This is a genomic window from Halorhabdus sp. CUG00001, from assembly GCF_009797925.1.
In the GTDB taxonomy this organism is placed as follows: Archaea; Halobacteriota; Halobacteria; order Halobacteriales; family Haloarculaceae; genus Halorhabdus.
Genome location: NZ_VOLB01000001.1, coordinates 2,274,834 through 2,288,335, shown reverse-complemented (window position 1 = coordinate 2,288,335; position 13,502 = coordinate 2,274,834). Strand labels below are relative to the sequence as shown.

Below are 13,502 nucleotides of genomic sequence, written 5' to 3'. Positions count from 1 at the left end.
ATATGTCACGCTCTCGGCGCGCCGGGTGTCACTGACCGAACAGGGAACGGTGGCCGCGGCCGTTGCCGTCTATCCAGCAGAGGGAGCCTCCTCGCTAGCGGACTCCTCGCCACTGGACTCTTCGATGACGGCCTCTTTCCACGTCCCACGAGTAAACCACAACACGGCGACGATCCCACCGATGACGTCACCGGCCGCGAAGCCGATCCAGATACCCAGTTCGCCGAGCATCCCTGGATCGACCGCGAGCAGGTACACGAGCGGGACACGACCGAGCCACAGCGCGACGATCGAGAGGACCATCGCGATCCGGGTGTTGCCCGCACCGCGGAACGCCCCCAGAATGACCTGAAACAGGCCCATAAAGCCAAACTCGAAGGCCCTGACTTGCAGGTACGTCGCCGCGAACGCGAGCGTAACTGCCGCTTTTTCAGTCCCGGTCCCGAGGAACACGCCGACGATCTGCTCGGGGAAGATGAAAGCCACCACGGCCGCGACCAACAGCACGCCGACAGCGACTTTCGAGGCGAGCCAGGTGGCCCGTTCGGCCCGCTCGGGCTTGCCGGCCCCGAGGTTCTGGCCGACCATGGTGTTGGTCGCCCGACCCAGCCCCATCGACGGCAGGAACACGATCGTCCCGATGCGATTCGTGAGGCCGTAGGCGGCCACGACCGCGGGCGAGAACATCGAAACCATCGCCGTCATCGTGATCTGTCCCAGCGCTGCGGCCGATTGCTCGGCCGTCGTCGGCAAGCCCAGGTCGACGATATCCCGGATGACACGCAGATCCGGCCACAGGTGGCGGATCTCGACAGCCGGGCCGTACCCGCCAAAGAACAGCAGCGCGATCCCGACGACGGCTGCCAGCCCGCGCGAGGAGACCGTCGCGATGGCTGCACCCTCGATGCCGAGGCCGCCAAAGGCCGTCAGGTCGGCCAGCGTCGCACCGATCGCGTCGAGACCGGGCGGGTAGAACAGTGGGTTGTCGGCGAACCCGAAGATGAGGATGGGATCGATAACGAGGTTCAGTGCGACGCTGCCGGCCATGACGTACATCGGCGTCTTCGTGTCGCCGTACCCACGCATCACTGTCGAGAACACGAAGAAGGTAAACAGGAACGGCAACCCGAGGTAGAAGACTTCCATGTAGTCGTTGGCCATCGGGATGATCCGCTCGGTCGTCGCCGCCCCGGACGGCAGCAAGGCGAGCAACTGGTCGGACAACAAAAAGCCCGTGATGCCCAGAATCGCGGCCATACTGATGACGAAGGTCAACTGGTTGCCCGTCACTTTGCCGGCCGAGCCATCGCTGTCAGCACCGGTGTACTGGGCAACGAGGATCGCGCCGGCGGAGTTGAACCCGCCAGCGATCGAAATAAAGAGAAAAATGAGGGGCCAGGCGATGCTCAGCGCACCGACGGCGTCGGTCGAGTAGTGGCCCAGCCAGATCGTATCTGTCACGTTGTAGGCGACGTTCAGCAGTTGAAAGACCACCAGCGGCCAGGCGATAGAGAGCATCGGGCGGATAAGCGTCCCCTCGGTGATATCGCTCTGGGACTCAGACTTCCCCACGAAGAAATAGTTCACCCGCTGTGGTTTAATACTCTTCGGATCGTTGCCGTCCGGGTGTTCGCCGGTCGTCGGTCCCCCCCGCAAACAGTCACTGGCCGTGGAATCCTCTCCGCAAACAGCCAGTCGGTATCCTCCGGGAGGTTGACAAAGTGCGTTCGAACGAGGTCAAAAGCGATTCCGCAACAGCTAGACGGTGTGTGCCTTCGACCGTATTCGTCTCCAATCGTGGTCGCCCCTGTCTCAGATGTCGTTCTCGAAGTAGTCACGAGTGGGCCAGGTGTCGACGTTGCGAGTGGCTCGGAGGAGGGTTCGCTGGGCGGCCACGTTGAACTGTTCGAACAGCTGGTCCGGTGACCGTCCGTTGAACAGGGCGAGGAGGGTTCGTGAGTTGGTCCGGTCGTGTGCGAGGAAGGCGTAACTGCCGGGCAGCGATCCGTTATGCCAGAGCAGCGTCCCGTCCCCACTGCGATCGACGAACCAGCCCAGGCCGTAGTACTGATCGGCACCGTCCCAGTGGCTCACGTCCGGGCGAGCGAACATTTGCTCCCTGGTTTCGACGTCGAGTACGTCCGGGACACCACCCAGCCCATCGATGCCACGGACGAACCGCAACAGGTCCGGGGCCGATCCGACCCACCCGCCGTCGGCGTCCAGGGCTTCTCCCAGGACTCCGGCGCCGTAGGGACGCGGAACCTCCCCTTCACCGGGGAACGGGGACTCGACCGTGGCGTGACTCAGATAGCTGACCTCCTCGGCGCGGAGGTTCGTCTTTCGGGTCGCACCGATGGCGACATCCCCCGCGCCGAGCGGTTCCAGAATGGTCTCCCGGACGTGACGCTCGTAGTCCTCGCCGGTGACACCCTCGATAACACGGCCAAGGACGCAGTAGCCCAAATTAGCGTACTGGAATTGGGTTCCGGGATCGTAGCCGAGGTCCCGGGTGAGCGCGAATTCGACCGTCGTTTCCGCGCTGGCTGGCGGCGTTGTCCCTTGTGCTTTGGCCACCTTGGTCGGCGCGAATACCGGATCGAACCCGATCGTCCCGCGGTCCCAGCCAGCCGTATGGGCGAGAAGTTGGCGGACCGTGATCTCCTCGACACGGGGATCGGCCGGTCCCTCGGCCGGGAGCAGGTCCGAACGGATCTCGAAGGCCCGATCGTCGAGCGACAGTGTCCCCTTCTCGACGAGATCAAGGGTTGCGACGGCGGTGATCGGCTTCGAGAGGCTGCCGATGCGGAATGGGGCCGCCGGGCGGACGGGTTCGTCGCTGTCCGGGCCGACGGTCCCGTACCCGCGCGTGAACACGAGTTGTTCCCGCTCCATCACCGCTACCGTCGCGCCCGGAATCCCCCACTCCTCCAGAAATGGAGGAAGTGCCTCGTCGAAGGTCTCGACGCCGCCCGGCTGACCGGTCTTCGGGATCGTTTCGGCCCGGGCTGTCGTCTCGGTCCCACTGTGCGTCGGCGTCGCTGTAGTGGTCCCCATCGGTGCGGTCGTGTCGCTGGGTCCGCTGTTGGTCGGTGACGTCGTCGCGTCCGAACAGCCGGCGAGTCCGGCGATTGCCGTCCCGAGGCTCACGAGCACCGATCGTCTGGAGGGCTTTCCCATACGTACACCGTGACCCCAAGATGCGGTTCAAGGTTTGGAACGCGGAAAAATGGCTCCGTTGGCTATTGACACCTGTCGGCGAGTCATCGTGGACATGGAGAGCAAAGACGCCTCGGGCGAGTGGACAGCGATCGGGCCAGGACACGTGGCGTCGACCCTCCGCTCACAGCGACCAGCATCGCCGAGGATTTGCCACTGGACAGCGCGCCGACGGCGTCGGCCAAGTACTGGCCCAGCCAGATCGCATCTGTCACGCGATAGGCGCCGTGCAGCAGGCGAAAGACCACCAACGGGCCACACAATAGTGAATACTGGACAGGTGAGCGTGTCCTCGGCGATATCGCGTTGGGACTTGGACGTATCTACGAAAGATGATTTTTCGCCTGATTTCACTCCTCTTCGGATCGACTCCCGACGGCCGGCTTCAGTCTCGCTCGTACCCCCGTCGGGCGGGATTGCACGGGCGGAGCTGACTCCGGTGCCTGGCTGACCGCCACGTTGATTACGGTTTCGGCCGGACGTGTGGGCATGGCACGACACTTGGTTGTCGTCATGGACGGCAACGAGCGAGAGATCGAGCTGCTGGAGACGGCGACGGCGTTCAGTGACTGTCGTGGAGCGGAGTTGCTGGTGTTGCGTACCGCTTCCCCGGCAGACTACGATCAGATGGCAGAGACCATGGAGACGATCGGTGAGGTCGAACAACGGAGTTACTCCGACGACGAACTCCGGGAGGGGCTGAAAAGCGATGCCAGGAAGGCAGCCGAGGAAGCCACCGACGGAACTGACGTGACTGCCGAGGTGCGCCTGGCTATCGTCGACGACGACGAGCGTGCCGAGACGATCCTCTCGACAGCCAGAGACAACGACTGTGAACACGTATTCCTCGTCGGGCAGCGACGCTCACCGACCGGCAAAGCGTTGTTCGGCGACGTCACCCAGGAGGTTATCCTGAACTTCGACGGAGAGATTACGCTCTCGATGGAGTGATCGGCTCCTGAACGCCACGTCAGCGACCGTCGCCGTCGAGCCCAGGTGGGCAGCCACAGAGAACCCCTTCGAGATTGCCCCTTCTGTAAGTTCTTTTTGTCAGGCCATCGATTCGTCGGCCATGGCAACGAGTGTGTCATCCCTCTCGGCGTGTCCGGCATGTGGCAGCGGCGACCGCGAACGAGTCAGCACCGATCAGGTCCCGGGCGGCATCGACTGGCGCTATTTCGCCTGTGAGGCGTGTGGCCACGAGTGGCGAGCCTGACGGGATCTGGGCTCGATATCACCGACACACTCGCCGATCACGGGAGTTTTGCCTCCGGTCGCCGTTGCCCTGTGTATGACCGACAGCCACGGGCCAGGGCGGCGCCCGGGAGGGATCGTCGCCCGATATACGTCCGCCGACCTGCCACAACGGGGTGACGCCCCACGCTACGTCGCGCCGTTGCCCGCGTGGCTCGAAGACGTTGGTTTGGGACTTGCCTGGCCGATCGCCATCGTCAATCTCGTTGGCACTGTCTTTGGGGTCTGGTACTACGCCGGTCGACCACTGGACGTCACCCCGCCGCTGATCGAAGGGCAACTCGGCGCGGCGCCACTTGCAGCTTGGCCGCTGATCCCCGACAGCCCCGTGGCGACGCTGTTGATCGGGCTCTCGTTGATCGCCTGGCGACTCGATCTCGACGTCGATTGGCTGCACGTGCTGGCCTTTTTTGGCTGTATCAAGCTCGGATTCTGGACCCCGTTTGTCCAGCTATTTCTCAACGGCCCTGAGGGGATCGCTACCTGGCTGTACGTCTTCCTGATCGGCAGTCACCTGGCGATGGCTCTCGAAGCGTTCGTCATCCACCGCTACGCTACCTTCAGCTTGCCCGCGATCGGCCTCGCCGTCGGCTGGTACGGGCTGAACGATCTCGTCGACTACTTCTGGCCGGTACTGGACGGGCCACATCACACCTGGCTGCGGGCCGAACCCTACGTCAATGGCGCCTTCGACCACACTGTCGCCGCCCACCACCTCGCCGCTATCGGGGCGGTTGGATTGACCGTCCTCGCGACGGTGCTTGCGCTCTTGACCCACCGTATCAAACAACGGGAGTGAACGCCCAGAAACGAGTCGTGGTCAGTGCCCGGCGCGATACTCGCCGTGTTTGACGCCCAGCAACAGCGTCACCAGGCCAAAGACAGCCAGCCCGCCCGAGACCATCGCGACAGTGCTCGTTTGCATGGGGCTCATCACGGTACCACCGATCAAGACGGCCAGGAGGACCAGAAAGGCAATACCGGTCGTCGTGCCGTCGAATTCGAGTGCCATCGAGTCGGCCTACGGGTTCGACGGATAACCCACGTCGGGAAGCGGCGAAGGCTGTCGGGAGTTATCGGCCAGTGTTCAATCCTGCACGACGACCGCCAGGTCGCCCTCGGTCTCGAGTAGCTCGCCCTCGCCGGCGTAGGTGTGGGCCTCCCGAACCTCGAAGGCGTCGGCTTCGAGGGTGATGTCGCCAGCGTGTAACTGCTCGCCGTCGATCTCGTAGTCACCCTGGGCGATCGCCGCCTCGATATCGCCAACCTGGTCGCCGTACTTCGGGCCGACCGTCGCGTAATCGAGGTCGATGTCGACGATTTCGGTCCCGATCTCGGGGGCGTCGTCCCTGACGATCAGTTCGCCCACGTGCATCGCGCCGCTGATGGCCTCGGCGAAGCCGGCGACATCCGCGAAGACTTCGACCCGATTCAGATCGGCATTCAGCGGGAGACCGTTCTCGGTCTTGTACCGTCGAAGCGCCCCGATGACGGCCATCGCTTGCTCGCCGGCCGCGATATCGGCCGTATAGCCCCGCACTTCCGGCCAGTCTGTCGTGTGGATCGACTCGCCGTCGGCGTAGCGAGCCTGCCAGATCTCCTCGGTGACGTGGGGCAAGAACGGGGCGAACAACTGCAGGAACGTGCGGTGAGCGACCGAGAGTGCGTAGGCCGCCGAGTCGTCCTCACGCTGTTTGGCGATTTCGAGGTAGTCGTCACAGAACGTCGACCAGAAGAAGGTTCGCAGTTCGTCACGGGCCTTCGAGAACTCGTAGTCGGCGAGTTTCTCGGTGATGTTCTCGACGGTGTTGTCCAGACTCGCCAGCAGCCAGCGGTCGATCGCCGCCAGCTCGTCGGGCTCGGCGGGCTCGGTCTCGGGGGCGAGTTGGTCGACGAGCTTCGAGGCGTTCCAGAGTTTCTGGAGTAAGCGCTCGCCGGCTTCGAGGTCGTTCTCCTTGAAGGGGAAGTCGTCGCCGATGGAGGTCCCGGCGGCCCAGTAGCGGGCGGCATCGACCGGGAACTCGTCGAGAACCTCCGCAGGCGTGACGACGTTGCCCTTCGATTTGGACATGGCCTCGCGGTTCTCATCGAGCACCATGCCGTTGACCATCACCGATTCGAAGGGGACCTCGCCCGTGTGCTCGTAGCACTTCACGATCGTGTGAAACAGCCAAAAGGAGATGATGTCGTGGCCCTGGGGCCGGAGGTTCATCGGGTACAGTTCCGGGTTGTCGAAGGTGAACGCCTGGGCGTCGGAATCGTAGTCCCAACCGGCGTTGATCAGCGGCGTCAGCGAGGAGGTCGCCCAGGTGTCAAAGACGTCCTCCTCAGGCGTGATCGACTCCCCACCACACTCCGGACAGGCGTCGACGGGGGGGTCGTCACTGAGTGGATCAACCGGCAGGTCTTCGTGGTCGGCGAGGATCGCCTCACCACACTCATCACAGTACCACACCGGGATCGGGATACCCGAGTCCCGCTGGCGGGAGATACACCAGTCCCACTCGAGCCCTTCGATCCAGTGTTGATAGCGGGAGAACATCTTCTCGGGGTACCAGTCCATCTCCCGGCCGGCTTCGAGGTATTCGTCGGTCCGATCGAGCATCTCGACGTACCACTGCTCGGTGACGAGGTACTCGACTTCGTGCTCACAGCGCTCGTGGACCTGGACCGTGTGCTGGTGGTCGCGACTCTCAAGGAGGTGTCCCGCGTCGTCGAGGTCCTCGATGATGGCCTCGCGGGCCTCCTCGGTACTCAGACCCTCGTACTCGCCGGCGCGGTCGGTCATCGTCCCCGACTCGTCGATAGCGATCCGGAGGGGCAGGTCGTGGGCCTGGTACCACTCGATGTCGGTCTGGTCGCCGAAGGTACAACACATGACGACGCCGCTACCGGTCTCTAAGTCGACGCGCTCGTCCTCGATGATCGGGACTTCCTGACCAAAGAGGGGGACTTCGGCGGTCCCGCCGACGAGATGCTGATTTTCGTCGTCGTCGGGATGGACGAAAATCGAGACACAGGCCGGCAGGAGTTCCGGGCGAGTCGTCGAAATCGTCAGCGTCTCACCGTCGTCGGCATCGCCCGCCCCGTCCTCGATCAAGGGGAAGGCGATGTCGTTGAACGTGGTTGCCTTGTCCGTGTCTTCCTGTTCGACCTGGGAGATGGCCGTCTCGCAGTCGGGACACCAGATCGTCGGCGCGCGCTGTTGGTACTCCCGGCCCTGTTCGTACAGGTCGAGAAAGGACAGTTGAGAGAGGCGCTGGACGCGGGGTTCGATCGTCTTGTAGGTGTTGTCCCAGTCGATCGAGATAGCAAGCGACTGGACGTTGTGGGTGAAGGCGGCCTCGTAGTCGGCACAGACCTCTCGGCACTTCTCCTGGAACTGGTGGCGCTGGTAGTCCTGGTGGCGAATCCCCAGTTCCCGCTCGGTCAGGCGCTCGGAAGCGATGCCGTTGTCGTCGTAGCCAAAGGGGAAGTACGCCGTGTCCTCGGCCATCCGGTGAAACCGGGCCACGAAGTCCTGTAAGGTGAACTGATAGAGGTGGCCCATGTGCAGATCGCCTGAAACCGTCGGCGGCGGCGTGTCGATGGTGAACTGCGTATCGGCGTCGGGCGTGTCGGGTTCCTCGTAGGCGTAGGTATCCGTCTCGACCCAGTAGTCCTGCCACGCAGGCTCTGCCTCGCTGGGGTCGTAGTCCCCATCGAGTGTGGCATCAGGTGTCGGTTCGTCGCTCGCGTCGTCTGAGTGATCCGTGCTCATTATTTGTCCGTTGGTGGTCGGTGATTTCCGTGTTCCGTATTCGCTGACTGGCTGTGCTCACAATCTGCAACTGAAACGTTGGTGAGGAGAGTGGTGGGGCTAGGCCGCCCCTACTACTACGAGATGGGCGTCCACAGCGGGCTCGGTCGGCGGCGTGGCGCGGCCGGCAGACTGGACGTACCGTCGCATATACCCGATTCGACGGCCCGCCGGATTGAAGGTTTCGTGTTGGTTCGGACAGAGACCGCGGGACGAAGATTGTCACGAGCACAATCCCTTTGGCCGGTGATCAGCCAGCACAGCTATGGACCCCGCCGACGTCGAGGCCCGAATCGAAGCGGCCATTCCCGATGCGGAGGCGACCGTCACCCACCCGCGACCGAACGACACCGAGCACCTCGCCGCCGAGGTCGTCTCACCCGCCTTCGAAGGGAAGTCACTCGTCGACCAACACGAACTGGTCTACGACGCCCTCGAAGCGGAGATGACGACGGACATCCACGCGCTGAAGGTAACGACTCGCACGCCGGCTGAAGCCGAGTCGAGCGTCGACGACCCCGACCCCTGATAGCACGTCACAGGAAGGGGCGGATATTGCTCCGTCCCCAACAGGTAGCCCGCCACGAGGCGTGGCACTGACGATGTCAACAGAGACACCCACAGGCTCGGAAGCTGTCGCCGATCAGGTCGATCGAATTATCGCCGACAGCGAAGTAGTCCTGTTCATGAAAGGGACACCACAGCGCCCCCAGTGTGGATTCTCTCAGCGGGCGGTCGGGTTGATACGTGCCCATCGCGAGGACTTTGTGACGGTAAACGTCCTCGAATCGTTGCCCGCGTACCGGGGGGCCTTAGAGGACCACAGCGGCTGGGAGACGGTCCCCCAGACGTACGTCGACGGGGAGTTCGTCGGTGGCAGCGACATCCTGCAGGAACACGAGGACAGCGGCGATCTCGCCGCCGTTCTACAGGCCTGAGAGGGAACAGAACGCTCACCGACGGCGACTACGAGCCGGTGCCGGAAACAGCGGCGTCCGGTCGCTCGCCAGAATGGGCACGAACCCAGAGTTCGCCGATCCGCGAGAGGCGCGTCCGATAGGACTTGCCGTGTTCCTCTTGCTCGATGTAGCCTTTCCCGCCCGGCCCGAGGCGATCGACGTTGTAGAGAACTTTCGAGCGGAAACTATCAGTGTACTCCTCCTCTAGGTCCTCGGCCAGGGCCTGAGCGAGTTCCGAGACGGATTCGAACTCGCCGTGTTCGCCCAGCGTAAAGAGGATGAGTTCTTCGAAGGGTTTGATGTTCGAGAAGGAGGCGACGGGGATTTCGACCATGTAGCTGCCGTCGATCTCCTTTGCGCCGATGGTCGTCCCGCGCTCGTCGAACTCCTCGATGAGATCCGTGGCGCTGGCCAGGCGGTCGTCGATCTGTTCGGCGTCGACATCCGCCGAGAGATCCTCTAAGAGGTCGATCTGCTCGCGCAACTCTTCGGCGAGTTCCGTTTCGAGGTACTTCTCGGGGGCCGTGTAGTAGGTGTGGATCCGCTCGCGATCGCCCTCCCGCTCGACGGCGATCGAGTGGGCCGCAGTGGCGAAGGCGAAGCTGACCGTCCGTGGCATCGCCGAGATGTTGAGCCAAACTTCGGCGTCGGGATCGCGGTCGAGTTCCGCGCTGATCAGCGAGAAACCCTGCTCGAAGGCGGCATCGTAGTCGTAGACGTCCTCGACGAGGATGCGCTCGGTGTTCGAGCCAAGCAGGTTCTGGAAGTCTTTCTCCAGTTGGCTAGTCAACAGCCGAGAGTATTCGGCGTTGGCTTCGGTGCCGATCGCTCCTTCCAGCAGGATGGCGCGGTCGACGGTACGTTGCTCCCGGACCAGCGGCGCGATGAGCCGGTCGTAGTCGAACCCGACCGGAACGATGTGTGTTTGCATGGGTATGAGTTCTCAGGTACACCTGTTAAACGTACTCAGTCTGCGTTCAGCCCCTCGAACAGCGACCGATCGGCGTCCTGGCTGGCGGTGGTCACCAGCGAGACACCGACCGTCAACACGAGGCCAAGCCCCATCCCGACGAGACCGGCCTGCCAGCCCAAGTAGGTCGCCGGTACGACGTCGGTGAACGTCGCTAGCAGGTAGAACGCCTGACTGAGACCGATCCCGGCGAGCATGCCCGCTCGCGTGGTTCCCCGCCAGTACAGCGCGACCAGTACGGGCAAGGTCAGCTGTGCGTAGCCCTTGAAAGCCGTCGCGCCGATCTCGATCAGCGTCAAGTCCGTCCCGAGACTCATCACGAGCGCGATCAGCGCGAAGGCAACCACAGCCAGCCGAGCCACGAAGTCCTCCCGACGGTCACTGGCATCCGGGTCGACGAAGGGCCGATAGAGGTCCCGCGTCAGGTACGACGACCCGGACAGCAGCATCGAGTCACTGGAAGACATCATCGCGGCCATCGCGCCGGCGACGACCAGCGCCGCGAACCACGTCGGCGTGTAGGCGTTCAACAGCGGCGGGAGGATATTGCCCTCGGCGTTCGGGGCGATGCCGAGTCCGGCCGCCCAGGCACCGAGGATGAACGCCGGGACGAACAGCAAGATGACCAGCACCGGCCACAACGCGAGGGTTCGCTTGAGGACGCGCTGGCTGCGGGCAACGAAGAATCGCTGGTTGATTTGGGGGAACATGGCGACGCCAAAGGCGATGGCAATGGCCATCGAAAGCATGTATTGTGGCGAGTACAGCCCCCCGCCCAAGGCGAGAAACGCGGGCTTGGCCTCGCCCATCGCCGCCGTCAGCTCGCTCGGCCCGCCAGCAGAGAGGACGACCCAGCCCAGAGCGATCCAGACCAACCCGAGCATGAACAGCCCCTGGAGCGTGTCCGTCCAGGCGACACCACGCATCCCCGCCAGGACGACGTACCCGATCATGAAGACGGTGATCAGTGTCGCGCCCGCCCAGTAGGGGATCGCACCGTCAGTGAGCGATTCGAGTGCGCGACCGGCCCCGACCTGCTGGAGCATCACGTACTGCAACAACCAGAACAGACTGATCGCCGCGATCAGCCCGCGCAAGTTGCGGGAGTTGAACCGGTCGCCGAGCATCTCGCCGACGGTGACATAGCCGTGTGCCCGGCCGATCAGCCACTGCTTGTAGCCCATCACGTACCACAGGATCCCGAAGATAACGCCGTCCATCAGGCCCATGACGAGGATCCACTCCGGGCCAGCACCGAACGCCAGGTTGGGGCCGCCAAAAAAGGTAAACGCCGACAACAGCGTCGCGAAGGTCGTAAACAGGAGGACAACAGTCCCGATCGTCCGGCCGGCCAGGTAGTAGTCCTCGGCCGAGCGCTCGGTGAGGCGGTACGCGACCAGTCCGACCGCCAACGCGACCAACAGATAGCCGACAACGATGCCGACCTGGACGGCCACGTTAGCCATCCGTGACACCCCCGTCGATGCCGACACCCCAGGCGCGCCTGGTGAAGAGATAGAAGACAACGGCTGTCAGACCCATCCAACCGACGTGCCACCACAGCCACACCGGAAGGCCGGCGACGACGGTGTCGCTGCCCCAGAGAAACCACGGAATCGCCAGGCCACTCAACAGGAGGGCAACGGCACCCCAAAACCACGTTTCGCGGGCGTCTCCCATCTGTATATTCGATGTGTCGACGTTTCGGTTTAATAGTTACTACCCATATCCAATCGGCCCGTTCGAAAAGAAAATCTGAACAAATTGGAGTCAAACGGAAGAAGGCCATTCAGTACGCGAACGGCCCAAAGAGGGCAACGGCAGCCGGCGAGAGTGCCTCTGCCCCTGGCAACGGACACCCGATGTCTGCATCCCGACAGGTATTTGCTATCGGATACCGTACTCGTGGGCGTCCATGCGACCGGCCATGGCATCATCACCATCATCACGCCTCATCACGGGGCAGATCACCAATGCAAGATTCATCGAAATACCTCATTCACGCACAGATCGAAGCCAACGGGGTGGTCGAGCGGAGTGACGTCGTCGGCGCGATCTTCGGCCAGACCGAAGGGCTCCTCGGCGACGACCTCGATCTCCGGACGCTTCAGGAGTCTTCGAAAGTCGGCCGGATCGACGTCGAAGTCCAGGCACAGGACGGGCAATCGCGCGGAAACGTCACTATCGCCAGCGGCCTCGATCGCGTCGAGACGGCCATTCTCGCGGCTTCCCTGGAGTCGATCGACCGCGTTGGTCCGTGCCGGGCTGACGTCGAAGTCACCGAGTTAGAGGACGTCAGGACGGCAAAACGCAGGGCGATCGTCGATCGAGCCGAGGAACTGCTCGCGGCCTTCGACGAAGAGGCCGTCACCAGCGAGGAACTCGTCGAGGAGGTCCGCCGTCGGGTCCGGGTCGACCGGATCACCGACTACGAGGGGCTGCCGGCCGGCCCACGCGTCGCAAACAGTGATGCGATCGTCGTCGTCGAAGGTCGTGCCGACGTAACGACGCTGCTCGAATACGGAATCAAGAACGCGGTTGCTGTCGAAGGAACTGACGTTCCCGATTCCATCGCCGAGTTGACCCAGCGGCGAACCGTGACCGCCTTTCTGGACGGCGATCGCGGGGGCGACCTCATCCTGAAAGAACTCGCGCAAGTCGGCAGCGTCGATTACGTCGCTTTTGCCCCAGCGGGCCGGTCCGTCGAGGACCTCTCGCGGTCGGAAGTGACCGGGGCACTACAGGAGAAGGTCCCCGCCAAAGCAGTCACCGAGGAGATGATCGGGCGGGCCGACAGCGGGGACGCTTCCGCGAAGGGAGCCGACGGCGGAGCCACAGAAGACAGCCTACAAGCACAGAGTGAACGCGGGGGCCGCGAGGACGAGCAGACCCCACCCGCCGACACCACCCAAGAAGCGAGAACGGACGAGGCGACCAGCGACCAGCCCGCGACACGCGAACGTGACGGTGAGGGCGGGGGAGAGACGGAGACCGAGCCGGCTGCAGACGAGACCCTGGACGATCACGTCCAGGCCGTGATCGGTGACGGCACCGCAGCCGTCCGCCTTCTCGATGACTCACTGGCAACGTTGGCCGAGGCCCCGGCCGAGGAAGCGTTCGAAGCGGTCCGTGGCGCCGATCCGGTCCCCGCGACGGTCGTCCTCGATGGCGGGGTCACCCAGCGGTTGCTCGACGTGGCCGCCCAGCGCGGTGTGGGCCGGATCGTCGCCGCCGACCGCGACGAGTTCGTCAAACAACCGACGAGCGTGCGCGTCTCGACCGTGGAAGTGGCCTGACGTCC

General features: G+C 63.6%; 13 protein-coding genes. 6 read left to right on the top strand and 7 right to left on the bottom strand.

Annotated features, from left to right (window positions below; all coding sequences use genetic code 11):
* Positions 1-69: 69 nt before the first annotated feature.
* Entirely contained in the window at positions 70-1,518 is a 1,449-nt protein-coding gene (locus FR699_RS11375; RefSeq protein WP_154553236.1) for an MATE family efflux transporter, read from the bottom strand.
* 294 nt (positions 1,519-1,812) lie between these two features.
* Positions 1,813-3,180, bottom strand: coding sequence for a serine hydrolase (locus FR699_RS11370; RefSeq protein ID WP_158855485.1), 1,368 nt, complete (start codon positions 3,178-3,180; stop codon positions 1,813-1,815).
* 528 nt (positions 3,181-3,708) lie between these two features.
* Between FR699_RS11370 and FR699_RS11365 the strand changes: the two genes are divergently transcribed.
* The 3 genes from FR699_RS11365 (at position 3,709) to FR699_RS11360 (ending at position 5,272) form a co-directional block, all read left to right on the top strand.
* A complete protein-coding gene (locus FR699_RS11365; protein ID WP_154552654.1) occupies positions 3,709-4,170 on the top strand; it encodes a universal stress protein in 462 nt (153 codons plus the stop codon).
* Between the two features lie 121 nt (positions 4,171-4,291).
* Complete coding sequence (locus tag FR699_RS13220; RefSeq protein ID WP_195837578.1) at positions 4,292-4,435, top strand: hypothetical protein; 144 nt, start codon at positions 4,292-4,294, stop codon at positions 4,433-4,435.
* 75 nt (positions 4,436-4,510) lie between these two features.
* Entirely contained in the window at positions 4,511-5,272 is a 762-nt protein-coding gene (locus tag FR699_RS11360; protein WP_154552655.1) for a DUF1405 domain-containing protein, read from the top strand.
* 21 nt (positions 5,273-5,293) lie between these two features.
* Here the strand turns inward: FR699_RS11360 and FR699_RS11355 are convergent, their stop codons facing one another.
* Both FR699_RS11355 and FR699_RS11350 read right to left on the bottom strand, forming a co-directional pair.
* Positions 5,294-5,485, bottom strand: a complete 192-nt coding sequence (locus tag FR699_RS11355) for a hypothetical protein (protein WP_154552656.1) — start codon at positions 5,483-5,485, stop codon at positions 5,294-5,296.
* Between the two features lie 75 nt (positions 5,486-5,560).
* Complete coding sequence (locus FR699_RS11350; RefSeq protein WP_158855484.1) at positions 5,561-8,233, bottom strand: valine--tRNA ligase; 2,673 nt, start codon at positions 8,231-8,233, stop codon at positions 5,561-5,563.
* A 304-nt stretch (positions 8,234-8,537) separates the two neighbouring features.
* Between FR699_RS11350 and FR699_RS11345 the strand changes: the two genes are divergently transcribed.
* Together FR699_RS11345 and FR699_RS11340 are read left to right on the top strand one after the other, a co-directional pair.
* Positions 8,538-8,801 (top strand): BolA/IbaG family iron-sulfur metabolism protein, encoded by a 264-nt coding sequence (locus FR699_RS11345; RefSeq protein ID WP_158855483.1) that lies wholly within the window; start codon positions 8,538-8,540, stop codon positions 8,799-8,801.
* A gap of 73 nt (positions 8,802-8,874) precedes the next feature.
* Positions 8,875-9,210: a glutaredoxin gene (locus FR699_RS11340; protein ID WP_154552659.1), complete on the top strand. Its 336-nt coding sequence runs from the start codon at positions 8,875-8,877 to the stop codon at positions 9,208-9,210.
* A 28-nt stretch (positions 9,211-9,238) separates the two neighbouring features.
* On the opposite strand, the gene FR699_RS11335 is transcribed toward FR699_RS11340, so the two are convergent.
* Genes FR699_RS11335 through FR699_RS11325 form a run of 3 tightly spaced genes read right to left on the bottom strand, consistent with a single transcriptional unit; the run spans position 9,239 to position 11,881 of the window.
* Positions 9,239-10,162: a DUF6293 family protein gene (locus FR699_RS11335; protein ID WP_154552660.1), complete on the bottom strand. Its 924-nt coding sequence runs from the start codon at positions 10,160-10,162 to the stop codon at positions 9,239-9,241.
* A 35-nt stretch (positions 10,163-10,197) separates the two neighbouring features.
* Positions 10,198-11,667 carry a sodium:solute symporter gene (locus tag FR699_RS11330; protein ID WP_154552661.1) on the bottom strand — a complete coding sequence of 490 codons (1,470 nt, stop codon included), beginning with the start codon at positions 11,665-11,667 and terminating at the stop codon, positions 10,198-10,200.
* Positions 11,660-11,881, bottom strand: a complete 222-nt coding sequence (locus FR699_RS11325) for a DUF3311 domain-containing protein (protein WP_154552662.1) — start codon at positions 11,879-11,881, stop codon at positions 11,660-11,662. Before FR699_RS11325 ends, FR699_RS11330 begins: the two co-directional genes overlap by 8 nt.
* Positions 11,882-12,174: 293 nt before the next feature.
* Between FR699_RS11325 and dnaG the strand changes: the two genes are divergently transcribed.
* Entirely contained in the window at positions 12,175-13,497 is a 1,323-nt protein-coding gene (gene dnaG / locus FR699_RS11320; RefSeq protein WP_158855482.1) for a DNA primase DnaG, read from the top strand.
* The last annotated feature ends 5 nt before the right edge of the window (positions 13,498-13,502 follow it).

Bases quoted from the DNA above. Each gene is read 5' to 3' on its own strand.
- FR699_RS11375 (WP_154553236.1), bottom strand. From the start codon at position 1,518: ATGCTCTCTATCGCCTGGCCGCTGGTGGTCTTTCAACTGCTGAACGTC.
- FR699_RS11330 (WP_154552661.1), bottom strand. From the start codon at position 11,667: ATGGCTAACGTGGCCGTCCAGGTCGGCATCGTTGTCGGCTATCTGTTG.
- FR699_RS11335 (WP_154552660.1), bottom strand. From the start codon at position 10,162: ATGCAAACACACATCGTTCCGGTCGGGTTCGACTACGACCGGCTCATC.
- FR699_RS11350 (WP_158855484.1), bottom strand. From the start codon at position 8,233: ATGAGCACGGATCACTCAGACGACGCGAGCGACGAACCGACACCTGAT.
- dnaG (WP_158855482.1), top strand. From the start codon at position 12,175: ATGCAAGATTCATCGAAATACCTCATTCACGCACAGATCGAAGCCAAC.
- FR699_RS11325 (WP_154552662.1), bottom strand. From the start codon at position 11,881: ATGGGAGACGCCCGCGAAACGTGGTTTTGGGGTGCCGTTGCCCTCCTG.
- FR699_RS11340 (WP_154552659.1), top strand. From the start codon at position 8,875: ATGTCAACAGAGACACCCACAGGCTCGGAAGCTGTCGCCGATCAGGTC.
- FR699_RS13220 (WP_195837578.1), top strand. From the start codon at position 4,292: ATGGCAACGAGTGTGTCATCCCTCTCGGCGTGTCCGGCATGTGGCAGC.
- FR699_RS11355 (WP_154552656.1), bottom strand. From the start codon at position 5,485: ATGGCACTCGAATTCGACGGCACGACGACCGGTATTGCCTTTCTGGTC.
- FR699_RS11360 (WP_154552655.1), top strand. From the start codon at position 4,511: ATGACCGACAGCCACGGGCCAGGGCGGCGCCCGGGAGGGATCGTCGCC.
- FR699_RS11365 (WP_154552654.1), top strand. From the start codon at position 3,709: ATGGCACGACACTTGGTTGTCGTCATGGACGGCAACGAGCGAGAGATC.
- FR699_RS11345 (WP_158855483.1), top strand. From the start codon at position 8,538: ATGGACCCCGCCGACGTCGAGGCCCGAATCGAAGCGGCCATTCCCGAT.
- FR699_RS11370 (WP_158855485.1), bottom strand. From the start codon at position 3,180: ATGGGAAAGCCCTCCAGACGATCGGTGCTCGTGAGCCTCGGGACGGCA.